Below are 24233 nucleotides of genomic sequence, written 5' to 3'. Positions count from 1 at the left end.
GGGCAAGGCTGCACGGAAGGCGCCGGGGAACTGACTCGCCGACAGGAGTTGAACTGGACTATCGCAGATGGAATGCGACAAGTCATATCGTATTGATCAATGGAGACGATAGCGCACAGACTTTTCGAATCCGAGTTAAGCGTTTTGAGATGCCGGGGCGCGAAGCGCGGCGCCCCACGACCCGGGGGTAGGTTGGCGCGGCGACTAGACCGACCGGTCTCTGACAAATCGCTGACGTGTGGGCGGTGGGGGAGGGCGTCGATGGATGTGCGGATGCGATGTCGACTGATCCGATGTTGACGCGATCTTTACGCAGTGTCGTTCGCTTTTTGCACCGTTTGAATCGGGATTTTTCTACGCTGGCAACAGGTCAATGAAAGCTGCCATCATGTGGATCGCCTATCGGTTCGGCATCGCGGCCATCGCGATGTTTGCCATTGTTGCCCTGTTCTTCTTCCAGTACCGGCTAGCCACCGCGCTGGCCCGTCGGGAGGCCCGTGCCGGGTCCCGGCAGGGCGCGCCATCCGAGGCAAGCCCCAGCGTTGAGACGAGTTGTCCAGACATTGCGTCGCGCTGATGAATCATCGGCATCACACGTCTTTCGTTGTGCTGACGAGGCGGGAAATATCGTCAGGCACGCAGCCGCGTGGCCATTCCATCGGACATCCACGTCTGGCCGTCGCCCGCCACGATCAATGCGTCGACGCCGCGCAGCGGGGCCAGCAAGCGGCGGCCGGCACGCGAGCCAGCCACCATGATCGCGGCGCCAAGGCCGTTGATCTCCTCGACGCCGCGCGCCACCAGCGTCACGCCATGCGGCCCTGCCGCAGGCTGCCCGGTGCGGGGATCGAGGATATGGTGATAGCGTCGTCCCGCCATGACGAAAGCGCGCTCGTAGTCCCCCGATGAAGCCACGACGCCATCGCTGAGTGCGAGCGCGCCGATCAACCGGCCGGGGGCAAGCGGATCGCGCACACCGATGCGCCAGTCGCGGCCCTGCAACTGCCCACTGACCAGCACGTCGCCGCCGCCATTGATCATCGCGCCAGCCAGGTCGTGATGCCGCAGTAATGCCGCCATGCCCGCCTGGAGGACAGGCAGCTTGGCGATCCCGCCAAGATCGATGCGCATGCCACGCCGCTGCAGGAAGGCTGTGCCACGTCCTGGGTCGATCAGCAGGTCACGGTAGTTGACCAGTGGGATTTCGCGCGCGATTTCCGCGGCATTGGGGATCATGGGGTGGGCGGGGTCGAAATCCCAGCCGGAGAACGCCCCCACGGTGATGTCGAACGCGCCGAGACTGCGCGCCGAGACGTCGCGGGCCATTTGCAGGACCCTCAGCATCTCGGGCGGCACCGCTACCGCCTGCCTGCCCGCGGCGCGCTGCAGCGCATGCACCAGGCTATCTGTGCGGTAGCGGCTCATCATATCGACGAGGCGCTGCATCTCGGTCCACGCCGCCGCCATTGCCGGTTCCGCGGCGTCAGCGTGGCGCCCCTCCACCGTGATATCGACGCGGGTTCCCATCAGCACGCGCGACGACCGGCCCACGCGCGGGTCAGCCAGAGCCGGCCGCATCCACATGGCCGTACACAGCATGGGCAGCGCGCCGAGCAGGCGACGGCGGCCCGGGCGCAAGGTGACTGGAGGAGAAGGGTGCATGGCGATATATCAGTGCAATGGCGTCGTGCGCGCGCCGCGCGCCGGCGTCATGCGTGGACCCAATACCTTCGGCTTTGTCTCGCTCATGCAACGCTCCATTTTTTGGACCGCTCCATTCTAAGAAGCAGACGCTTCCAGCGGACGTCCTGGCCCGATGAAAACATGCGGCGCCGATACCTATTCAACAGGCGGTTGATGGTTATCAAGTCTGCGCACCCGCCGACCTTTGAAGATTCGCCTGTCCTCAGGCACTTACTTCCGGTCGCCAATCCCGACCATCTTCTCGGGGGTTTTTCAATGAGCAACAACAAAACATCGGGTCACGCTGCTGGTGGTGTAGGTCGCCGCCAGTTTCTCGGCACAGCCGCCATGGCCAGTCTCGCCGGCGTGGTGGCCTGCACGGACAAGGGCTCCACGCCGCCGGCTGCCGTTACGCCAGCCGGCGGCGCCATCACCAACCCCGGTCAGGGGACACATGGCGTGGTCACCCACCTGAAGCCAGGTGAACTCGATACGTACTACGGGCTCTGGAGCGGCGGCCATACGGGGGACGTACGCGTGCTCGGCTTGCCTTCCGGCCGCGAGATCCTCCGTATCCCATGCTTCGTGCCGGATGCACTGGTGGGCTGGGGCGTCACCAACGAATCGAAGAAGATCATGGGTACGCGGCCCGACGGCAGCCTGCGGTACAACGTTGGCGATAGCCACCATACCCATGCGTCGTACAAGGATGGGAACTACGACGGCCGCTACGCCTGGATCAACGACAAGCTCAATTCCCGCCTCGCGCGCATCCGCCTCGACTACTTCACCTGCGACAAGATCGCCGACCTGCCCAACGTGCAGGGCTTCCACGGAATCTTCCCGGACAAGCGCGATCCCGTCGACGAGAAGATCAACTACACGACCCGCGTGTTCTGTGGCGGTGAATTTGGTGTTCCATTGCCTGATGGCATTTCCGGGGGCGCCAGCAAGGATCGCAGCCTGTTCACGTGTGTCGACGCCGAATCGATGGAAGTACGCTGGCAGGTGGTCGTCGATGGGAACTGCGACCTGATCGCAACCTCCTATGACGGCAAGCTGGCGGCCACCAACCAGTACAACACCGAGAACGCGACGCACTATGCGGAAATGATGGCCGCCGAGCGCGATGCCTGCCTGTTCTTCAACATTGCCCGCATCGAGGCCGCAGTCAAGGCAGGAAAGTTCAAGACGTACGCCAATTCGAAAGTGCCGGTGGTGGATGGCACCCATTCCGCCAACCAGGATCCGAAGTCAGCGCTGACGGCCTATGTCTCGGTGCCCAAGAACCCGCACGGGGTCAATGCCACGCCCGACCAGAAGTACTTCATCTGTGCCGGCAAGCTCTCGCCGACGGCCACGGTGATCGAACTCTCGAAGGTGCTGGATTGGTTCGATGGCAAGCTCGAAAAGATCGACGACGCCATCGTGGCCGAAGTCGAGCTGGGCCTCGGACCCCTCCATACCGCCTTCGATGATCGGGGCAATGCCTACACCACGCTGTTCCTGGACAGCCAGGTGGTGAAGTGGAATGTTGCCGCCGCGATCAAGTTCCACCACGGCGACAAGAATGCCAAGTATGTGGTCGACAGGCTGGACGTGCATTATCAGCCGGGCCATCTGAACGCCTCCCACTCGGAGACGATTGCGCCCGACGGCAAGATTCTCGCGGTGGGCTGCAAGTTCTCCAAGGATCGATTCCTCCCGGTAGGCCCGCTGCATCCGGAAAACGAGCAGCTAATCGACATTTCTGGCGACAAGATGGTGCTGCTGGCGGACCACCCGGTGCGTGGCGAGCCGCATGACTTCATCATCTTCAAGCGCGAGCTGGTGCGTCCGAAGCAGGTCTACGCGCTGGATGACTTCCCGCTGGCGGTCAAGGACCCGGCCGAATCCGGCGTGTTCCGCAACGGCAAGAAGGTCACCGTCAAGATGACCTCACAGGCGCCCGCCTTCAGCCTCAACGAGATCCGCCTGAAGAAAGGCGACGAGGTCACGCTGATCCTCACCAACCTGGACAAGATCGAGGACCTGACGCACGGCTTTGCGATCTCCCGGTACAACGTGAACTTCATCGTCAATCCACAGGAGACGGCTTCGGTCAGCTTCGTGGCCGACAAGCCCGGCGTGTTCTGGTGCTACTGCACTCACTTCTGCCACGCGCTGCACCTGGAGATGCGCATTCGCATGATCGTGGAAGCCTGAGTCTGAGCCAGCACCCCCCCACCCCCGCATGGCGTGTCGCCGCGCGGGGGCATGAGAACAACATGCGCCCTTTCAACCTACCCCATGCAGTCGCCATCCTGGTCGCTCTCATTCTGGTGATGGCGGCTAGCCTGGCACGAGCGTCCGGCGCCTATGAAGCGACGCTGCCGCCGGATCTCGCCACGGCACGTGACTTGTGCGCGCGGGTGCCGTGCGCCGATGTATTTCCCGGCGCGAAGCGCTTCTCGGAACGCATGGGCCAGCCACCTTACGTCGAGGCCTATGGCGACGCGGGGGCGGACGGCAAGGAAAGGACGCTGGGCTATGTGATGTTGTCCACCGACATCACGGATACGCCGGCCTATTCGGGCAAGCCGGTTGTCACGCTGATCGGCATGGACACGAACGGCCGGTTCGTCGGGGTCAAGGTGCTGAAGCATTCCGAGCCGATCCTGTTGCTTGGTATTCCCGAATCGGCACTGCTGAAGTTCAATCAGCAGTACCTGGGAAAGTCGGTGGCGGACAAGATCGAGATCGGCGCTGCGCGGCGGGACGAGGGCATATTGGGCGTGGATGCGATCTCCGGTGCGACGGTCACCGTGATCGCGCAGAACCAGGTCATGATGACGGCCGGCGCGGCGGTTGCGCGTCAGGTCGGCATCCTGGCGCCGACCCACCGGGAGCCGGCCCGCTTCGCGCCGGGCAACCCCAGGGCAAGCTGGGCGGATCTGGTCTCCCAAGGTGTGGTTCGACGCCTGCGGGTGATGCCCGAACAGCTCGGGCTGGCGCGGTCGTCCGAGCCCTTCATCGAACTATGGTTTGGCGACCTGAATCATCCTGACGTCGGCAGCAGCCTGCTGGGCGAGCTGGGCTACCGCAATCTACATGACCGTTTGCGCGCGGGCGACCATGCCATCTTCATCATCCGCACGGCCGGTGCGGAATCGTTCAAGGGATCTGGCTTCGTGCGCGGCGGCCTCTATGACCGCGTTCAGGTGAAGCAAGGCGCGGACGCGTTCACGTTCCGCGACCTGGACTATATGAACCTCTATGGTCTGGTTGCCCACGGTGCGCCGGCGTTCGACGAGTCGGCGATCTTCGTGATCCGTTCGCAGGCGTTCTCCCCGGCCTATCCGTGGAAACTCTCGCTGCTTGGCAATCGTGTGGATCGCGCCACCGGCGCGCGCAGCTTCACTCGTTTCGATGCCGACTACTGGCTCCCCGCAACGCTGCTGGAAGGCGGCCGCCCGGAGATCGAGGAGACCAGCGCGCCATGGGTACGGGTATGGAAGTCGCGCGCCGTCGCGATTGCCTGTTTCGTGATGCTGCTGGTCGCGGTCACCGTCGTCTACGCGTTCCGTGAGGCGCTGACACGGCGCGCAACCCACAAGAACAAATGGCCCGTAAATGTCTTCAAGTACTGCGCGTGGGCGTCGAGCATCGCCTTCGTTGGCTTCGGCGTCATGGCGCAACCGTCCATCACGCAGGTGCTGACGTGGTTCCATGCCTTGCTCTTCCAGTGGAAGTGGTCGCTGTTTCTCTCGGACCCATTCATCTTCCTGTTCTGGATCTTCATCATCCTGACCGTGTTCCTGTTCGGGCGCGGTCTGTTCTGCGGCTGGCTCTGTCCGTTCGGCTCCCTGTCCGAAGCGATCCACAAGCTTGGCCGGAAGGTCGGCCTGAAACGGTGGCAACGGCATTTGCCGCAAGCCTGGCATGACCGGCTCAAATGGCTCAAATACGGGATCTTCTTCGGACTACTCGCGGTGTCGATGGTCTCGATGGGCCTGGCCGAGAAGCTGGCGGAGGTGGAACCCTTCAAGACTACCTTCCTGGTCGGCATCACGCATCGCGCGTGGCCGTATGGTCTGTTCGTCTGCACGCTGCTGGGCCTGTCCCTTTTCATCGAGCGCCCTTACTGCAAATACATTTGCCCGCTTGGTGCCGCACTGGCCATGCCGAGTACGTTCCGCTGGTTCGGCCTGCGTCGCAAGCCGGACTGCAACCGATGCAAGGCCTGCGCGGTGGGCTGTGGCGCGCAGGCCATCGATGTGCATGGGCGTATTGACCATCGCGAATGCCTGCATTGCCTCGACTGCATGGTGCTGTACACCGATGTCACGGCTTGCCCGCCTCTGGCAAGGGAGCGCAAGCGGCGCGAGCGCGACGGCCCGGCCATGACGCCGATCGGCCGCGACGGCTATTTCATCCCGATTCTTCCGATGCACCCGGCCGGCCCCGATAAGCTGGATGGTCCCGATCCGCGCATGCCGACTGACCCCGTCACGCCTGCACACAAGGCGGGTTCGCGCGGCCTGAAATGGCTATGGCTGGAGATGCGCGATCACTTCTGGCCCTGGAGTGTCGAGGGCTGGCGCTCGCATCGGGCGCTGCACGTTGGCAGCCTGGGCTTGGCGACGGCGGTGAGCGTCGCCTGGATGCTGGCTGCTCGTGGCCAGGTGGGCCCCGTGGCCATGATTGGCGCGTGGGTTGGCTGGAGCGTCTGTGAGGTTCCAATCCGCATGTCGGGCCGCCGCTATGTCAAGGATGGCCCATGGTGGCGGGATCGGTACAGACGGGCGGGGTGGATGGACATGATCTGCTATGTCGGATTCAAGAACCTGCTTGCCGGCGCCGCGTTATTCCTGTTGCTGAAGGCCATGGGTTTGTTGCTTCTATGAAGACGATCGGAGCGTGGATCGGGACATCGATTGGGGCATGGATCGGGCTGCTGGCGGTGCTGGTGGTGCTGGTGTCTGGCATTGCGCAGGCGGCCACATGGCAGGCACGGCCGGGCGACGCGCTCCAGCGCGTGATTGACGCCGCAAAGCCCGGCGATGTGATCGAGATCGAGCGTGGCTACTACGTGGGAAACTTTGTCATCGACAAACCTATGACGCTGCGAGGTCTCGGCAAGCCTACGCTCAGCGGTGGCCTGCAGGGAGATACCGTGCGTGTTGACGCGCCGGACGTGCGGATCGAAGGTCTGATCGTGCGCGATTCCGGTGACAGCCTAAAAGACCAGAATGCCGGCATCTATATCCGCCCGGGCGCGCACCGCGCGGTGGTGCGGCAGTGCGACCTGACGTACAACCTGTTCGGCCTCTGGATCGAGAAGGCCAACGACGTGCAGATCGAAGACAACGTGATCACCGGCAAGCGCGACTACAGCTCGCCGCAGCGCGGCAATGGCGTCCAGCTCTACAACACCCGGGGCGCGAAGATCGTCGGCAACCACATCAGCTTCGTGCGCGATGCGCTCTATGTGGATGTCTCGCATCATGCCGTTTTCCGGGGCAACCGGCTGCATCACAGTCGTTACGGCACGCACTACATGAATTCCTACTACAACCTGTGGGAGGACAACGAGAGCTACTACAACCGTGGCGGCCTGGCGTTGATGGAAGTCCGCGACCAGATCGTGCGCAACAATCGCGCCTGGGGTAACTCGGATCACGGCATCATGCTGCGCACCGTGCAGGATGCGGTGGTCGAAGACAACGTCGTCGCCGGCAACAACCGTGGCTTCTTCATCTACGACGTCGAATACGCGACGCTGCGTCGCAACCTTGTCGTTGACAACGACGTGGGCGTCCACCTGTCGGCAGGATCGACGCGCAACGTGGTGCAGGGCAACGACTTCATGCTCAATCGCGAGCAGGTGCGCTATGTGGGCGCGCGCGATGAAGCCTGGGGCGCTGCCTCGCGCACGTCATCGAACCCGTCATCGAGCAAGTCAGCCGACAGCGCATCGCGTATCGCCGGTGGCAACCACTGGAGCAACTACCTTGGCTGGGATCGCGACGGCGATGGCGTCGGCGACCTGCCGTTCGAGACCAATGACATGGTGGCCCGCCTGAGCTGGCGGCACCCGGGCGTGAGGCTGCTGATGGCAAGTCCGGCGGTGCAGGCCTTGCGCATGGTCAGCCAGCAGTTCCCGGTGCTGCGCGTGCCCAGCGTGGTCGACGCAGCGCCACGCATGTTTCCCGGACACCCCGACTGGAGCGCATGGCGTGACAAGCACTACCGTGACCAATGAAGCAAGCGCGATCGTTCTGCGAGACGTTGCCAGGCACTATGGCGCCGTACAGGCCGTCGAGGCCGTCGATCTGCAGGTGCGGCGCGGCGAGATACTCGGCCTGATCGGCCACAACGGCGCCGGCAAGAGCACGCTGTTCAAGCTGATGCTCGGGCTGATTCCGGCAACCCGTGGCGAGATCACGGTAGCCGGTGCGTCGGTGCGGAGCAGCGATTTCCGCGCCGTCCGACGGCAGATCGGATATCTGCCGGAGAACCTGGCGCTCTACGACAACCTCAGCGGGCCGGAGGTGCTGCGCTTCTTCGCACGGCTGAAGCAGGCGGATCGGGCGAGTTGCGATGTGCTGCTTGAGCGTGTTGGCCTGGCTGCGGCCGGTAAGAAGCCAGTGCGGGAGTACTCGAAAGGCATGCGCCAGCGCCTTGGATTTGCGCAGTGCCTGCTGGGCACGCCACGCGTGCTGTTCCTCGATGAGCCCAGCAACGGCCTGGACCCCGCCGCCATCCGCGATTTCTATGCCGTGTTGCACGAGCTGAAAGCGCAGGGCGCGACGATTGTCATCAGCTCGCACATCCTGACCGAATTGCAGGAGCGGGTGGATCGCCTGGCCATCATGGCCAATGGCCGCATGCAGGCAGTTGGCAGCGTGTCGGAGTTGCGCGCGCGGCTGGATATGCCGCTGACGCTGACGATGCGCGTCGATCCTATCCGGCAGCGCGTGCTGCGCGAACGCCTGGCACCGGTGCCAGATATCACCTGGCGTGATGGCGGCATGGACGTCGTGCTGACCTGTCCGCGCGCAGCCAGGATGACGGTGTTGGCGATGCTGACCGATGGCGTGCAGGACCTGCAGATTCGCGAGCCCTCGCTGGAAGATCTGTTTTTTGGGCTGGGGAGGGGAGCATGAGCGGTTTCGTATGGCGCCAGGTTGCGACGCTGGCGGTGAAGGAGTTCCGCGACCGCATGCGCAACCGCTGGGTGCTGGCCGTGGCGCTGTTGTTCGCGGTGTTCTCGTTGGTCATCACCTATTTCGGCGGGGCGCAGCAAGGCCAGTTCGGGCCGCGTTCGCTCGAGTTCGTCATTGCCAGCCTGGTCAGCCTGGTGATCTATCTGATTCCGCTGATTGCGCTGCTGCTCGGGTTCGATGCCATCGTCGGCGAGCGGGAACGCGGATCGCTGGATCTGCTGCTGGCGATGCCCCTGACGCGGCTGGAACTGCTGCTCGGCAAGTATCTGGGTCTGGCGGCGGCGCTCGCGCTGTCCACGTTGGCCGGATTCGCGCTCGTCGCCATGTTGTTGCTCCATCAGTTCGGCTGGGCCGGACTTCGCCAGTATCTCGTCTTCATGTTCAGCGCGGTACTGCTCGGGCTGGCCTTCCTGAGCCTGGCATTGCTGATCTCCGTTGCCACGCGTGAGCGCACCCGTGCCTCGGGGCTTGCCATCGCGCTGTGGTTTGGATTCGTGCTGGTGTTCGATCTGCTCTTGCTGGGGTTGCTGGTCGCCAGCGGCGGCGAGGCGGGCGGCCAGACGCTGGCCTACCTGCTGTTGCTCAATCCGGCGGACGTCTTCCGCATCCTCAATGTCTTTTCGCTCGACCAGTTGCGCGGCACCTATGGCGTGGTCAGCATCGTGCCGACGTCCCTGGCCAATCCGTGGCTGATGGGCGCTGCGATGCTGGCCTGGATCGCCGCTCCGCTGGCGCTGGCTTCCTGGAGATTCCGTCAATGCTGATCACCCGCCGCCAGCTATTGCTGGCTTCCCTTGCCGTGGCGTCGCAGGCAACGCTTGTCGCTTGCGGAAACCAGACCGAACAAGTGGCGATGCCCGCGGATTTCGATCCCGCCACCACCTGTGATCTCGATGGCATGCTGCTGGCCGACTATCCCGGCCCGAAGGGGCAGATCCATTTCGCGGGGGAGGCACGACCCACCTGGTATTGCGATACGGTGGAGGTGTTCAGCACCCTCCTCAAGCCCGAGCAGGTGCGCACGGTGCGGGCCGTCTTCGTGCAGGACATGGAGCTGGCCGACTGGGAAGCGCCTCGCGGCAACTGGTTTGATGCGAAGACCGGCTTCTACGTGTCGGGTAGCAAGCGGCACGGATCGATGGGGCCCACCATTGCCAGCTTCCGCAATGAAGCGGCTGCGCGGAAATTCGCGGCCACGTACGGTGGCAAGGTACTTCGTTTTGCCGACGTCAGGCCGGAGATGGTTGACCTGAGCGGGGGCGCTTCGCACGACCATCGCATGTAGGCGCCGTAGCGTCGCCGTCGCATGTTGCTGCCATGCGACCTATACCGCCGCCGCAAACCGATACTGGCCCCTGCCCTGGGCCTTGGCGCGGTACAAGGCGCGGTCGGCCATGCTGAGAATCGCGTCGGCCGTGTGCGCCTCCGGGCGGACGTGCGCGATGCCGATGCTGACGCCAAGTTGCGCTTGCAGGCCGTCAGGCAGCAGATACGGCGTGCCGACCTCGCGCAGCAGTTCCTGCGCCAGCGCCTGCACACTGTGTTCGGTCTCGTTGCGCAGCAGGATCACGAACTCGTCGCCGCCGATCCGGTAGACCAGGCCGCGCCCCGGTACGGCCCCGCGCAGGCGTTCCCCTACACGGATCAACAGCTCGTCGCCGCAGCCGTGGCCGTGAGAATCATTGATGAGCTTGAAGCCGTCGAGGTCCAGGTAGAGCAGGGTCAGGAAGCGCCCCGCGGCCAGCCGCCGCGTGCTGGCATCGCGGATCTCCGCCAGCAGGCTGGCGCGGTTGAGCAGACCCGTGAGGGAGTCATGGTGCGCGCGATGGGCGTTTTCGCGCTCGGATCGCATCGTCGCCACCACCATCGCGTTCATCCGCAAGGATGCATTGGTCATGCTCAGGATGTAGACCGGCAACTGGAGCAGCGTCAGCAGGAACAACGGTTCGGCGGCGACGATGGCGCCCAGGCAAATCGGGCCGAGACTGAGCAGGATCATCAGCGCCGTCATGCGCGGCGCACCGTAGTTGCGGAAGCAGATGCCGCCGCACATGGCCGCGCAAGACAGGCAGGCCAACGCGGCCGCCAGCCAGTCGCCGCTGGTGACGCTCAGGTAGGCGCCCAGCCCGACGCTGCCGGCCCAGGCCAGCGACAGCACAAGATGCAGGTCGGTCGGGGTGGCTCGCCCCGCTTGGGCGGCGCGTCGTGCCATGAACAACACGACGATCCTTGACGCGCAGATGCCGGCCTCCAGCGCCAGCCAGGCATAGAACTCGGGCCGCTTCAGATGGAGGGTAATCACCAGCGCCACCATCAGCGTATTGATCACGCCGCCGAAGAAGATAGACAGCGTTCCGAACAGACTCCCGACCAGTGCCTTGCGGATTTCGGCGGGCGTGTCGCGCCCCGGCTCCGCGATCCAGCGCGTGAAGCGCCAGCGCGGGGCACTGTAGGCGTGGCCCGACAGCAGCATGGAGGAGGCGTCGCGTTCGCTCATGTTACGCATTCTGCCAGAGCTGGCGCCGGTTTCGAGGGGGGCGGGCATTGTCGTCAGGTGCCCGGGTCGCTGCTGCCGAGGTCATGGCTGCCATAGCGAGCCAGGCAGTGCCACACTCGCTTCAGCGCTTGTGGATCGTGCCGACCCGCGCGCGCTGCCGCGCCGATTGTTGCGGGGGTCAGCTGGCCGTCCGCCGCGAGGGCTACCGCTATTGCGGCGATGGCCGCGCCGCGATAGTCGGCATGTTGCTGCAACACCTCCGCACTGACCGCGAAGCCTGCGTGCCATTCCACGTCGCAGGGCAGCGCGCGTGCCAGCGCCTCGATCTGGGTGCCGCGAAAGCAGGGATCGAGCACGATGGCTTCCACATCCCGGGCGATGACCAGTGGACCATGCACGTGCGCCTCGATGTAGTGATCGAGCGGGTCGCCCTGGCCTTGCGCCGCCTCGACTCGCGCGACAAGATCCAGCCGGGCGGCGACGCCGAATTGGATCGGCTCGAACACGCTGTCCGGATAGCAGAACGTCGTGCGCGCCAGCACCGGCGCCGCCAGCCGCAAATGCGCGGAGCCGAATCGTGGCGATGCGCCGACCGGCAGGTCCCGGTAGTTCAGCGCCCCGTACTTGGGCCGGTCCGATGGCGGTGCATCGTCGTAGGCGCGGCCGAAGATCCGGCTTTCCCAGTGCCAGCGGTCGCCGCCGGGATGGGCGGTCAGGCCGCCATTGCTGGTGCCGGTCTCGAACTGGGAGCGATAGACCCCATCCGCCGCCATGGCCGCCAGCAACGGCGCGCCGTCATGCAGGCGGTCCGGATGGAAGTTCAGCGTCACGCGCCACGCCGGGTCGACGGCCGCGCCCGCGCATTGGGCGGCCACGTGAGCCAGCGCGCGGGATGCCGGCGTGCCGGCACTCCCGTCGCCCTTGGCGTCGCCGGCCATATTGCCGGATCGATCGTCGAACCCATCCCCGGACCCATCCCCGGACCGAATGTCGCGCATCTGACCGGATACAACCGAGGGCGGCTGCGCGCGCCCGCTCACCATGACACGGGCCACTGGTCGCCGATGGCCTGGCCGCCCTGCGCCGGGTCCGTCGTAGCGTGCGCGCCGGTCTCCATGCGGCCGGCAAAGCGGCGCGTGAACCCAGACGATTCCGGCACGATCACGCTGACGTCGTACCAGCCGCCCGGGCCGAGCGGCCACGGCACCGTCGTGTCCTGCCCCGGGGCGACGTCGATCGATCTGGACGCATCGCCGTACGCGTTGGCCTGCACGCGGACGCGGCAAGGAACGCCACCGGTGTTGCCGATCGCGAGCGCCAGTGCCTGCCGCGCGGGGTCGTGGCGCAGCGTGGCAACCGGGCCGGGTTGCCCGGTGTGGCTCGGCGCGGTACCGCTGATGTGGCGATGCCAGCCATTTGGACCGAGCAGCCACAGGTCGTAGCGGCCGTCGTCGGCGTCGCAGTCCCACTGGCCAGTCAGCGATTTGCCGGCCTCGATGGTGTAGCGGCGCGGTCCCCGGTCGAGGTGGAGCCGATCGTAGACATGGATCACGGCACCCGCGCGGCCCGCATTCTCCAGACGCAACGTCACGCCCCCGGCAGTGGTGCGGGCATCGGCATGCAGGTGGTAGGGCAGCGTGCGCGAGGGCCGCGTGCCGGACGCCTGCGTCGGCAGCGTCGGCAGCGCGGGCGCGGGCGGTGTGGTGGTGGCCGGCAGCGCCCGTGCGCGAGCGGCCTGGGCTGCCGTGGCGGGCAGCGTCGGCAGGTGGTCCGAGGTGTCGGGATGAGCGAAGTCGAACGCGCTGGTCAGGTCGCCGCAGACCGCGCGGCGCCAGGGCGTGATGTTGGGTTCCTCCACGCCGAAGCGTTGCTCGAGGAAGCGGATCACGGAGGTGTGGTCGAACACCTCCGAATTGACCCAGCCGCCCTTGCTCCACGGCGAAATCACGTACATCGGCACACGCGGGCCCAGCCCGTAGCTGTGGTGCAGGTAGGCCGGCGTGTCGTCCTTTTCCACCTGCGTCACCAGCCGGTGATATTCGCCGCGCGTGTCGACGGTGGATTCGCCGGCCAGCCGCGCCCGCGCGGGATTGGCGTGCCATGTTTCGTACGCGGGTGGCGCCGGTGGTGGCAAATGGTCGAAGAAGCCATCGTTCTCGTCGAACATGACCAGCAGCGCGGTGCGGCTCCAGACCTCGGGATTGGCCGTCAGCGCGTCGAGCGCGGCCGCGACGTAGTCGGCGCCCTGCGCGGGGCTGGATGGGCCGGGATGCTCGGAGCCGCGTCGTGTCGGGCAGATCCACGACACCTGCGGCAGCCGGCCCGCTATCACGTCCGCACGCAGCAGATCCAGCCCACGCGTCGTCAGCGCCCGGGCACGCAGCGGATTGTCGTCGCCGGCCGGCGCACGCATCGCGTCGCGGTATTTGCGGAAGCCGGCCAGCGGGTTCAGCGAGTAGTTGTCGGCGGTGTCCTGGTAGATCTGCCACGAGACGCCTGCCGCCTGCAGCCGTTCCGGATACGTGGTCCACGTGTAGCCGCCGCGCGGATCGCCGCCCTCCAGCTTGTTGTACGTATTGCCCAGCGCGGGACCATTGCCGCGGCCGTCGGGATCATTGGTGCCGCCCCAGAGGAAGAGCCGGTTGGTGTTGGTGCCGCCCGTGAAGGATGCGTGGTAGGCATCGCACACCGTGAACGCGCGCGCCAGCGCGAACTGAAAAGGCAGGTCCGCCTCGGTGTAGTACGCCAGGCTGTGATCGTGCTTGAACGTCGGCCAGCGGTCCATGCGCCCGCCGGACCAGGCGTCCTGCGCGTTGGACCACGTATGCGGGGTGCCAGTGACCCGCATCAGCGCAAATTGCGTCGTGGTGTCCAGCCGGAACGGCGCCAGCGTTCGCGCGCGCGCCGGGTCGGCGTCATTGCGCTGGTACCAGACGGTCTTGCCCCGCAGTCCGGGCGCATCGGGTACGGGGATCGGGAACCGGTCGGCAAAGCCGCGCACGCCAGGCAAGGTCCCGAAGTAGTGATCGAACGAGCGGTTTTCCATCATCAGGATGACCACGTGCTCCACGTCGCGCAGCGTGCCGGTGCGTCGGCTGGCGGGAATGGCCAGCGCACGCCGGATGGCGGGGGGCAGGGCGGTCAGGCCGGCGGCGGCGACGCCGGCGCGCAGGAAATGTCGTCGGTCAGGCATGGGCGAGGGCGGCCGACGCTCGGCGCCGGTTCGGGTCGGAATGGAGTGATTCTACCGGCGCTGCCCTTACGCCTGTGTCGCGCGACACCGACAGCCACCGCCCATTGCAGGAGGTAGATTGTGGTGGGCGTGGACGGTAACGCGGGGGACTACGTGGTGATTTCCGTTGCCAACGGCGGTGCGATCGACGCGAATGCTTGTCCCGCGCAGAGGGCGATCCAACCCTGACTCCAACCCTGATGGCGGCGCCCTTTCGTGGTTCGATTCGGGTGCTGTCGAGGCTTGCTTTTCAGCCCCGCTTTTCAACCCCGTTCTTCACCCTCGCGTCTCACCCCTTGATGTCGCGCGGGCCGTGGCCGTAGCGGTTGCGCGACCGGATCTGCCCGTCAAGGCCGTGGATCAGCAGTTCCACGTTTTCGCGCTGTGCCAGCCCGGTGCCGGCTTCGATGGCCTCATCCTGCGTGGCGTGGTGCGACTCGGCGTAGCGTGCGCCTTCGTGTATTACGTCCCAACCGTCGGCGTGCGGCACAACATGAAGATTGGATTGCATGGCAACTCTCCGACCGGAATCTTCCTTCCATTATTGGCGGGTGCCGCGATAACGGCAATCCGGCGCCGTCTGACACGGGCGGCGTGATCCAGACATCGGCGGGCCGCGAAGCGACGGCTAATTGGCTTGTGCCAAGGTTTACCGTGCCTTTTCGGACGCCGCTTATATTCTTGTAGGAAAACTGGCGCAGGAGTGGACTATGCAAGCGAGGTTTGCGCGCGGCATTGCGCAGACGCCACTGACGGTGGCGGCCCGGGAATATCTGCTGGCGGAGAAGGCCTCCATGCCCGAGGTCGGCGACCTGGTGACCGTTCTCAGCATTGACCTGGAGACAGAATTCAGCGTCCGCCTGAACGCCGTGGCGGGGCCGGATCTCTGGTACGGCGTCATCTATGCCATCAACCGGGGTGCCGAAATGCTGGTCGTGGCCGAGGGGCTGGAGCTCGACGACGTCGTGAGTGTGCGGCGCCAGGAAATCGCGTCCGTCATCAAGGCGGACCATCATCACTGAATAGTCAATGCGCGGTGCGGGCGGCAACAGCGTTGCCGCGCCGGCCCGGCTCCGGGTATGCTGCGGATGCACATTCGCAGCCATCCCAGCCGGTAGCCGTTTCATGTCTTCGTCTTTCGCCCCCTCCGCCTCCGTTCGCCAGTTTGTCGCCGGTCCTGCCGGCCAGCTCGAAGTCCTGTTCGATACCCCGGCCGGCGCGCCGACCGGCATTGCCGTGGTTGCCCACCCGCATCCGGGCCAGGGCGGCACCGCCGAGCACAAGATCCCGCAAATCCTGGCGCGTACGCTGCAGGCCCACGGCTTTGTCACGCTGCGTCCCAACTATCGCGGCGTCGGGCAGAGCGAAGGGGAATACGACGACGGCATTGGCGAGACGGACGACGTGCTGGCCGTGGTGCGCCACCTGCAGTCGATGCATCCGGGCCTGCCGCTGGCGCTGGCCGGCTTCTCGTTCGGCGCCTTCGTGCAGGCGCGGGCGGCCGCCAGTCTCACCGGGGCGGGCGAGACCATCGCCCATCTGATCCTGACGGGGATGCCCGCAGGCGCGTTGTCCGAAACGCTGGCCTACGATACGCCGGCCGTTCCGGCAGTCCCCGGCAATGCGCTGGTGGTGCATGGCGAGCGCGACGAGCGGGTGCCGCTCGTCAATGTGTTCGAGTGGGCGCGGCCGCAGGAACTGCCGGTCGTCGTGATGCCCGGCGCGGGGCACTTCTTCACCGGCAGGCTGCCGGCGCTGAGGACTATCGTTGATGCTTACCTGCGGCGGCCGCTGGCCTAGAACTGGTAGACGACCGAAACGTCGCCGGTCAGGTTGGTCGTGCGCTGCACCACGGGGCTGTTCCTCGCGTCGCCGACCAGCGCCGCCACGCCAAAGTCAGCGGTGGCGAACCAATGCTTGTTGAAGAACCACATCGCTGAAATGCCGCCCCCATAGGACTTGATGCCGGCGCCGGCGCGGTGCTGCGGGTAGCCCGAGCGCGCCGACTGCTCGGCGGTGACGCCGAACCATCGGTTCATGTAGGCGGAATCGGCAAACGTCACCGCGGGCCCGACAAACCAGAAGAACTTCTCGGAGCTGCCCGGCAGCGGCATGTAGGCCCCCACGTCGCCCACCCAGCCATTGGCGCCGCCAAACTGCCGCCGGATGTTGGCGCGGATCACCATCGGGAACGACTTCGACACCACATACTCGGCAAATATTTTCGTCTCCGCGGCCATGCCGATGTTGCCCATGCCGGCCAGGTGGTCGTGGTCTTTCTTCTCGCGTCGGCCCAGGTCATAGGTCAGCGCAAGCCCGGCGCGCCAGTGGTCGGTGAAGATCGCGTTCCAGCCAAGGCCCTCGCCTGTGGAAAAAAAGGCGAGGTCGCGATAGCGGATGTCGATCGTCGGACCGGCCAGCAGGTAGTAGTCGTTGGCGCCGTCATAGCGGGGGCGCACGCTGCCCGCGGCGCCCAGCCGGATCTGCCATGTCGGCGGTTCGCCCTCGAACATCTTTTGCAGCGGAATCCCGACCGAGTATTGCCATTCGGCCAGCGGCGCAGGCGTTTGCGCGTGCGCTCTCGGCGCGGCGATCAGGGACATCAGGGCCAGCAAGGCAAGCACCAGCCAGAACGCACCCGACCGTGATGAGACGGGCATACGGAACACGGGAAGACGGAATCGCCGGCGGCGCGCCACGCAGGCCTGGCATTCGGACATCGACGACACGTGAGCCCTCCGGTTGTTCTTGTTCGCCCCTGAGGACGGATCGACTGGGAAGAAGTCAGCGTACTTCGCCATCGGGATGGCGGCCACTTATCTTTTCACTGGCGCGCCGCCCGCACAACTTCCTCAAATCCCACATCCGTGTAGGAAGGACGCCGATTTCGGCGTTCCGGGGTCCTGCCTACTATCCAGTCAGGTGTCCGCCACGCGATTCCTGCGTGGCGGGCTGTAGTGCGCCTGTGACGTGCGTCCGTGACGTGCGCCCGTGACATTCGGGCGATCGGCCAGCCGACGGCAGGGCTCACGGTCTGTTCATGGCGTCGGTTCATGCCGCGCCGGCAGTTTCCTCAGCCTAGTACCGATCGTCCCTCTCGTCGACGCGCCAGTCACGCCGCATGAGCAGGAACGTGAACGAGGTGGACCAGCCGATCAGCATCAGGCCCACGAGCGGCTGCACGGATGCCAGCAGCCGCAGTTGTCCGACCGGGAAGATGTCGCCGATGCTCTGCGTGGTGAATGTTTCCAGCGAAAAATAGATATAGGCGATGACACCGTGATCGCGCATGCCCTGCAGCTCGCCGATGCCGAAGACATCCGAGCCGAGCCAGTAGCCCATGCTGAACACCATGGCTTCCAGGCAGTGGGCCACGATGATCAGCAGGATCATGGCGCCGATATTGACCTTGCCACTCAGGCGCTTGGGGTGGAAGGCGGAGATCAGGCGCAGGGCCTCATAGTGGAGCCCGACGCAGAGGATGGTCAGGCTCGCAGTCAGCGCGATGGCGATCAGATAATCCGTGGCCGTGTCAGGCATCTTCGATCTTCCGCGGCGAGTGACAGGGAAGTCGCCAGACTATATGGCCGTTCGCGGGCTGTAAATGCGGGGTGCGTCATGCGGCGCACCCCGGCCCCCGGTGGGTTGCCTGGCGCGGAGCAGGTCATGGGAGCATCGCCAGCGCCGGCCGGCGGCACCGGCACCGGCACCGGGATCGGGAGACAGCGATGAAGAGCACGGACGGCGTGATGCCGGCGGCCAGCGTCGACGGCACCGGGCCAGGTTTTCTTGCCGGCGGCGGCGAGATGGGGGCGCTGATTCGCGGCTATGACTGGTCGCAGACGCCACTCGATGTGCCCGAGCGCTGGCCGCAGAGCCTCAAGACCGCGATCCGCATCATGCTGACGTCGCGCCAGCCCATCTGGATTGGCTGGGGCGCCGACCTGCGCTTCTTCTACAACGATCCCTACAAGGCCATCGTCGGCGGCCGGCACCCCGTTGCCCTGGGCCAGCCCACCGCGCGGGTCTGGCATGAGATCTGGTCGGAAATCGAGCCGCTGCTGGCCACCGCGATGACTGGCGTGGAGGGGACGTTCGACGAGCAAAAGCTCCTGATCATGGAGCGCAACGGCTACCCGGAAGAGACCTACTACACGTTCTCCTACAGCCCCATCCCCGACGACCAGGGCGGCACGGGCGGCATCATCTGCGCCAACAGCGACGACACCGAGCGCGTGGTGGCCGAGCGGCAACTGAGCCTGCTGCGCGAACTGGCCGCATCCACCGCCAATGCCCGCACATGGAGCGAAGCGTGCGACCTCGGCATGCGCGCGCTCCAGACGGACCCGTACGACATTCCATTTGCGCTGCTCTACCTGGCCGAGCGCGGCGCGAATACGCTCACTCTGGCTGGCAACTGGGGCATCTCGCCGGACCACGCCGCCGCGCCACCGGCCATGTCCGTCGCGCAGGATGCGCCCTGGCCATTCGAGGAAGCGCTGCGCACGGGGGCGACGGTGCTGGTCGATGATCTGGCGGCCCGCTTTGCCGCGCCGCTGCCGGGCGGGGCGTGGACGTTTGCGCCACGGCAGGCTGCCGTGCTGCCGGTCCTGACGTCGGGCGAGACCTCGCGTTGCGGTGTGCTGGTGGTGGGGCTGAATCCGTGCCGGTTGTTCGGGGATCGCTATCGGGCTTTCCTGGATCTCGCGGCTGGACAGATCGGGCAGGCCATCAGCTACGCCCATGCCTATGAGGAAGAACGGCGCCGCGCCGAGGCGCTGGCCGAGATCGACCGTGCCAAGACCGCGTTCTTCTCCAACATCAGCCACGAGTTCCGCACGCCGCTGACGCTGATCCTTGGCCCGCTGGAGGAGCTGCTTGCCCGGCCGTCGCGCGAAGGCGATGCCGACCGCGAGCTGCTGGCGATCACGCATCGCAACGGGCTGCGGCTGCTGAAGCTGGTCAATACGCTGCTCGATTTTTCGCGCATCGAGTCCGGTCGTGTGCAGATGCAGCCGCAGCCCACAGACCTGCCGGCGTTCACCGCCGAACTGGCATCGCTGTTCCGATCCGCCATCGAGGCCGCCGGCCTGCAACTGATCGTCGATTGCGATCCGCTCGACGGCGCCGTGGCGGTGGATCGCGACATGTGGGAGACCATCGTCCTGAACCTGCTCTCCAACGCGTTCAAGTTCACCTACGCGGGCGCGATCGTCGTATCGGTGCGCGCGAACGATGCCGGCGATGTGGAACTGCATGTGTGCGATTCCGGCATCGGCATTCCGGAGGCGGAAATCCCGCGGGTATTCGAACGTTTTCACCGGGTCGCGGGCGCGGTTGGCCGGTCGATCGAAGGCAGCGGGATCGGGCTTGCGCTAGTGCAGGAGCTGGTGCGCCTGCATGGCGGTTCGATTCGCGTGGAGAGCCAGCCCGGCGAGGGCACGCGCTTCATCATCACGCTGCCGCACGCGACGCAGGGCCTGGCATCGGAGCCGGCCCCCGCTCCGGCGCTCACCAGCAAGCAGGCGCAGGCCTATATCGAGGCCGCGATACGCTGGATGCCGGCAGCGGACGTCGCGGCCGGTGGGGGGACAAGCGGGGCGAAATGTGGGGCAACAAGCGGTGCGACAGCCGCGGCGAATGACGCGGACGTGGTCCCTGCGGGAGCCACGCCGCCCGATAGCGGCGCATCGGCGGTGTGGCCGGGCAATGCCGCTGGCGGCCCCGCTCGTGTGTTGGTCGTCGACGACAATGCGGATCTGCGCGACTACATGGACCGCATCCTGCGTGCAGCCGGGCATGAAGTGGTGGTGGCCGCCGATGGGCGGGAGGCGCTGGACGCCGCGCGGGTGGCGACGCCGGACCTGATCGTCTCCGACGTGATGATGCCGCGGCTGGACGGCTTCGACCTGTTGCGCGCGGTACGCGCCGATGCCGCCCTGCGCGAGACGCCGGTGCTGTTGCTGTCCGCGCGTGCGGGCGAGGAGGCCCGTGTCAGCGGCTTGTCATCCGGTGCGGACGACTATCTGACCAAGCCGTTCAGCGCGCGCGAACTGCTGGCGCGCGTGAGCAGCAATCTGCAGCTCTCGCAGTTGCGGCGCGCCACGGAGCGACGGTTGCGCGACGAATCGCGCACGCTCGAGATCCTGAATCAGGTGGGCAGGGCGGTTTCGGCGGAACTGGACCTGGAACGCGCGGTGCAGGTGGTGACCGACGCGGCCACGGAGCTGACGGGCGCGGCGTTCGGCGCGTTCTTCTACAACGTCCCGGACGACGCGGGCGGGTCCTATCGGCTGCACGCATTGTCGGGTGCGTCGAGGGAGACGTTCGAGCGCTTTCCGATGCCGCGCAATACGGCGGTGTTCGCGCCTACATTCCGTGGCGATGGCATTGTGCGTTCCGACGATATCCGCAAGGATCCGCGCTTCGGCAGGAACCCGCCGTATCACGGGATGCCGGAGGGTCACCCGGCCGTGCGCAGCTACCTGGCCGCACCGGTGATATCGCGTACGGGTGAGGTGCTCGGTGGCTTGTTCTTCGGGCATCCGCAACCGGGCGTCTTTACCGAACGCGCCGGGCACACGCTGGTGGGCATCGCTGCACAGGCGGCCGTGGCCATCGACAACGCGCGCCTCTACCAGGCCGCGCAAACCGAAATCGCCAAGCGTACGCGGGTGCAGGAAGACCTGCGCGAGCTGAATGATTCGCTGGAGCGGCGTGTTGCAGAGACCGTGGCGGACCGCGACCGGCTGTGGGAACTCAGCGAAGACCTGCTGATGGTGGCGAGCTTCGACGGCGTGCTGGAACGCGTCAGCCCGTCATGGCAGCGCACGCTCGGCCATGCGGCACCCGTGCTGCTGGGGCGATCTTGCCTCGCCTTCGTCCATCCCGATGACCTGGTGGCCGTGACGGAGCAGATGATCGCGCTGCGCCATGAAGGCGTCGCGGTGCGGTACGAATGCCGCATGGCGCGGAGCGACGGCAGCCTGCGCTGGGTGGCCTGGACGCTGTCGCTGGACCCTGCGAGTGGCCGCATCCACGGCGTGGGGCGCGATGTGAGCAGTGACAAGGATGCCGCCGAGGCGCTGCGCCACGCGGACGAAGCCATGCGCATGGCGCAGAAGATGGAGGCCATCGGCAAGCTGACGGGCGGCGTGGCCCACGACTTCAACAACCTGCTGCAGGTCATCGGCGGCAATCTGCAATTGCTGGCGCGCGACGTGGCGGGCGAGGATCGGCCCGAACAGCACGTGCGCAACGCGCTGGCCGGCGTGGCGCGCGGTGCCAAGCTGGCGTCGCAATTGCTGGCCTTCGGACGCCGGCAGCCGCTGGCGCCCAAGGTGGTGAATCTCGGGCGACTGATCCGTGCGCTGGACGATATGCTGCGGCGTGCGTTGGGGGATGGCATCGAGATCGAGACGGTCGTGGCGGGCGGCCTGTGGAACACGCTGGTCGATCCCTTCCAGGTGGAGAACGCGTTGCTGAACCTGGCGATCAATTCGCGCGACGCGATGGACGGGCATGGCAAGCTGACCATCGAGGCGGGCAATGCGGCGCTGGACGAGAACTACGCGCGCCGCAACGCCGAGGTGACCCCGGGCCAATACGTGATGGTGGCGGTGACCGATACGGGAGCCGGCATGTCGCCGGAGATCGAGGCACAGGTCTTCGAACCGTTCTTCACGACCAAGCCGGAAGGGCAGGGGACCGGCCTGGGATTGAGCATGGTGTACGGGTTTGTGAAGCAATCGGGCGGCCACGTGAAGATCTACAGCGAGCCGGGGCACGGCACGACGGTGCGGTTGTATCTGCCGCGCGTGCGCGAAGAGGAAGACCTGGAGACGGATGTCGATGGGGGGCCGGCCGGCGGTGGCACGGAGACCGTACTGGTGGTGGAAGACGACGAGGATGTGCGTGCCACCGTGGTGGAGATGCTGGCGAGCCTGGGCTATCGGGTGCTGAAGGCGCGCGATGCGCTGAGCGCGCTGGCCATCGTCGAAAGCGGCGTCCCCCTCGACCTGCTGTTCAGCGACGTGGTCATGCCCGGACCGCTGCGCAGCACGGAAATGGCGCGCAAGGTGCGCGAACGCCTGCCGGGCATCGCGGTGCTGTTTACATCGGGCTATACCGACAACGCCATCGTGCACTCGGGCCGGCTGGATGAAGGCATCGAACTGCTCAGCAAGCCGTACACGCAAGACGCGCTGGCGCGCAAGGTGCGTCATGTGCTGATGAGCGGTGGCGCCGCGCTGCCGCCCGATCCGCTGGCGACGAAGGCAACCGGGCCGCGTCCTGGCGGCGGGAACGTCCGATGGGCTGACGGTCACCCTTCCGGCAATCCGCTTGGCAACACGCTCGGCAACACGCGCATCCTGTTCGTCGACGATGACGATCTGGTCCGCGCGAGCACGGCGGAGTTGCTGCGGACGTTCGGACTGGAGATTCTGGAAGCCAGCAACGAGGTGGAGGCGCTGGCGATATTGCGCACTGGCGCGGTGGATATGTTGCTGACCGACGTGGGCCTTGCCGGGGCATCCGGCGTGGAGCTGGCGGTCGATGCGCGCAGGCTGCTGCCGGCGCTGAGGGTGGTTCTGGTGAGCGGCCACGATGTGGCGCTGACACCAGCGCAGCGCACCGCGTTGCCGGACGCGGTGACGCTGCGCAAACCTTATGCCCTGTCGGATTTCATCAACGTCCTGCAGGGGGTGGGCAGGTAGCCCGGGCGAGCATTCGCCAGCTCAGATCGGCAGGGTCTGCACAACCAGCGTTGCGGCGGAACCGCTTGCCACGCAGATGGCGACCCATCCGCCAAGGATCAGAGCACTGTTACGGAAGTTCATGATGGACTCCATGATGACAAAACCGGAGTCCAGCCTTGGGCTAGAACTCCGATTGTCCTGCTTTCACTACCGCCTTCATCGGGCGGGACTCAGACGTTTGCGCCGTCCGTGAACACATCGAACTGGCGGGCGCCGTCGTAGAACGGGTTGCGCGGGGCATTACCACGGGCGCCGTCCAGATACGGATCGACCTTGCGGGCCGGGCTGGCCGATACGCCTACGCGATCCAGGCCGGCAACGGTGCGGGCGCCATCGGTGTACGGGTCGGTCTTGCCGACGCGGGCACCGTCGGTGAACGGGTCGAACTTGCCTTGGCGGGCGCCATCCAGGTACGGGTCAGCGGTGCGGGCCGGGGTGGCCGATACACCGGTGCGATCCAGGCCGGCGACGATGCGGGCACCATCGGTGTAGGGGTCGGTCTTGCCGACACGGGCACCGTCGGTGAAGGGGCTACGTTGGTCGTTCACGCGGGCACCGTCGGTGAAGGTGCTGCGGGCGTCGTTCACGCGGGCGCCATCGGTGAAGGTGCTGCGGGCATCGGTCACACGGTAGGTGTAGCCGTAGGCTTCGCCGGTTGCGGCTTGTGCGGCGCCGGTCACGAAGGCGGCGGCGAGGGCGGCGGCGGTCAGGATGGTCTTGGCGTTCATGATGGTGCTCCTTGCGGTGGGTCGGGCGATCTCGTTGTGTGTGGATCGCACGGCCGGTGTTTGCTGCGTTTTCAGGGGTCTTTGTTTTCGTCTTCCGCTGCTGCTATCTACTGCTAGGTAGAGAGC

Annotated in this window: 18 protein-coding genes; 10 read left to right on the top strand and 8 right to left on the bottom strand. The window is 66.0% G+C overall.

The window, feature by feature from the left end:
- The first annotated feature begins 373 nt into the window (after positions 1-373).
- Positions 374-577 (top strand): hypothetical protein, encoded by a 204-nt coding sequence (locus tag BLR29_RS29030; RefSeq protein WP_092142642.1) that lies wholly within the window; start codon positions 374-376, stop codon positions 575-577.
- A 53-nt stretch (positions 578-630) separates the two neighbouring features.
- Here the strand turns inward: BLR29_RS29030 and BLR29_RS29025 are convergent, their stop codons facing one another.
- Complete coding sequence (locus BLR29_RS29025; protein ID WP_092142638.1) at positions 631-1662, bottom strand: FAD:protein FMN transferase; 1032 nt, start codon at positions 1660-1662, stop codon at positions 631-633.
- A gap of 297 nt (positions 1663-1959) precedes the next feature.
- Between BLR29_RS29025 and nosZ the strand changes: the two genes are divergently transcribed.
- The 6 genes from nosZ (at position 1960) to BLR29_RS28995 (ending at position 10176) form a co-directional block, all read left to right on the top strand.
- A complete protein-coding gene (nosZ, locus tag BLR29_RS29020) occupies positions 1960-3888 on the top strand; it encodes a TAT-dependent nitrous-oxide reductase (protein WP_092142635.1) in 1929 nt (642 codons plus the stop codon).
- 119 nt (positions 3889-4007) lie between these two features.
- Positions 4008-6569 (top strand): NosR/NirI family protein, encoded by a 2562-nt coding sequence (locus tag BLR29_RS29015; RefSeq protein ID WP_255371499.1) that lies wholly within the window; start codon positions 4008-4010, stop codon positions 6567-6569.
- Positions 6566-7927, top strand: coding sequence for a nitrous oxide reductase family maturation protein NosD (locus tag BLR29_RS29010; protein ID WP_092142629.1), 1362 nt, complete (start codon positions 6566-6568; stop codon positions 7925-7927). Before BLR29_RS29015 ends, BLR29_RS29010 begins: the two co-directional genes overlap by 4 nt.
- Entirely contained in the window at positions 7902-8831 is a 930-nt protein-coding gene (locus tag BLR29_RS29005; protein ID WP_092142626.1) for an ABC transporter ATP-binding protein, read from the top strand. The genes BLR29_RS29010 and BLR29_RS29005 overlap by 26 nt, the downstream gene beginning before the upstream one ends.
- Complete coding sequence (locus tag BLR29_RS29000; protein ID WP_092142623.1) at positions 8828-9655, top strand: ABC transporter permease; 828 nt, start codon at positions 8828-8830, stop codon at positions 9653-9655. Before BLR29_RS29005 ends, BLR29_RS29000 begins: the two co-directional genes overlap by 4 nt.
- Positions 9649-10176: a nitrous oxide reductase accessory protein NosL gene (locus BLR29_RS28995; RefSeq protein WP_092142620.1), complete on the top strand. Its 528-nt coding sequence runs from the start codon at positions 9649-9651 to the stop codon at positions 10174-10176. The genes BLR29_RS29000 and BLR29_RS28995 overlap by 7 nt, the downstream gene beginning before the upstream one ends.
- Positions 10177-10215: 39 nt before the next feature.
- Here the strand turns inward: BLR29_RS28995 and BLR29_RS28990 are convergent, their stop codons facing one another.
- From BLR29_RS28990 to BLR29_RS28975, 4 genes are all read right to left on the bottom strand, one after another.
- Positions 10216-11388, bottom strand: a complete 1173-nt coding sequence (locus tag BLR29_RS28990) for a GGDEF domain-containing protein (protein ID WP_255371496.1) — start codon at positions 11386-11388, stop codon at positions 10216-10218.
- 53 nt (positions 11389-11441) lie between these two features.
- Positions 11442-12326 (bottom strand): DUF3626 domain-containing protein, encoded by an 885-nt coding sequence (locus BLR29_RS28985; protein WP_092142781.1) that lies wholly within the window; start codon positions 12324-12326, stop codon positions 11442-11444.
- A 98-nt stretch (positions 12327-12424) separates the two neighbouring features.
- Entirely contained in the window at positions 12425-14581 is a 2157-nt protein-coding gene (locus tag BLR29_RS28980; protein WP_092142617.1) for a phosphocholine-specific phospholipase C, read from the bottom strand.
- Positions 14582-14909: 328 nt separating this feature from the next.
- Complete coding sequence (locus BLR29_RS28975; RefSeq protein WP_092142614.1) at positions 14910-15131, bottom strand: DUF2188 domain-containing protein; 222 nt, start codon at positions 15129-15131, stop codon at positions 14910-14912.
- Positions 15132-15330: 199 nt separating this feature from the next.
- On the opposite strand from BLR29_RS28975, the gene BLR29_RS28970 reads away from it, so the two are divergent.
- Entirely contained in the window at positions 15331-15642 is a 312-nt protein-coding gene (locus BLR29_RS28970; RefSeq protein ID WP_092142611.1) for a hypothetical protein, read from the top strand.
- Between the two features lie 103 nt (positions 15643-15745).
- Complete coding sequence (locus BLR29_RS28965) at positions 15746-16420, top strand: alpha/beta hydrolase (RefSeq protein WP_092142779.1); 675 nt, start codon at positions 15746-15748, stop codon at positions 16418-16420.
- Here BLR29_RS28965 and BLR29_RS28960 read toward each other — a convergent pair.
- On the bottom strand, positions 16417-17280 hold the full coding sequence (locus tag BLR29_RS28960; protein WP_092142777.1) for a MipA/OmpV family protein: 864 nt from the start codon (positions 17278-17280) through the stop codon (positions 16417-16419). The genes BLR29_RS28965 and BLR29_RS28960 overlap by 4 nt on opposite strands.
- A 418-nt stretch (positions 17281-17698) precedes the next feature.
- The gene (locus tag BLR29_RS28955; protein WP_092142608.1) at positions 17699-18160 is read right to left on the bottom strand and encodes an ion channel; all 462 of its coding nucleotides are present in this window, start codon (positions 18158-18160) and stop codon (positions 17699-17701) included.
- Between the two features lie 188 nt (positions 18161-18348).
- Here BLR29_RS28955 and BLR29_RS28950 point away from each other — a divergent pair, with 188 nt between their 5' ends.
- Positions 18349-23337 (top strand): response regulator, encoded by a 4989-nt coding sequence (locus BLR29_RS28950; protein WP_092142606.1) that lies wholly within the window; start codon positions 18349-18351, stop codon positions 23335-23337.
- 212 nt (positions 23338-23549) lie between these two features.
- Here BLR29_RS28950 and BLR29_RS28945 read toward each other — a convergent pair whose 3' ends face one another.
- Positions 23550-24107 (bottom strand): copper resistance protein CopQ, encoded by a 558-nt coding sequence (locus tag BLR29_RS28945; RefSeq protein WP_092142602.1) that lies wholly within the window; start codon positions 24105-24107, stop codon positions 23550-23552.
- Positions 24108-24233 lie beyond the last annotated feature (126 nt).

The sequence above is a fragment of the Cupriavidus sp. YR651 genome (genome assembly GCF_900101625.1).
Classification (GTDB): Bacteria; Pseudomonadota; Gammaproteobacteria; order Burkholderiales; family Burkholderiaceae; genus Cupriavidus.
Note: the sequence above shows the minus strand (reverse complement) of the source record. Positions and strands in the feature narration are given on the sequence as shown.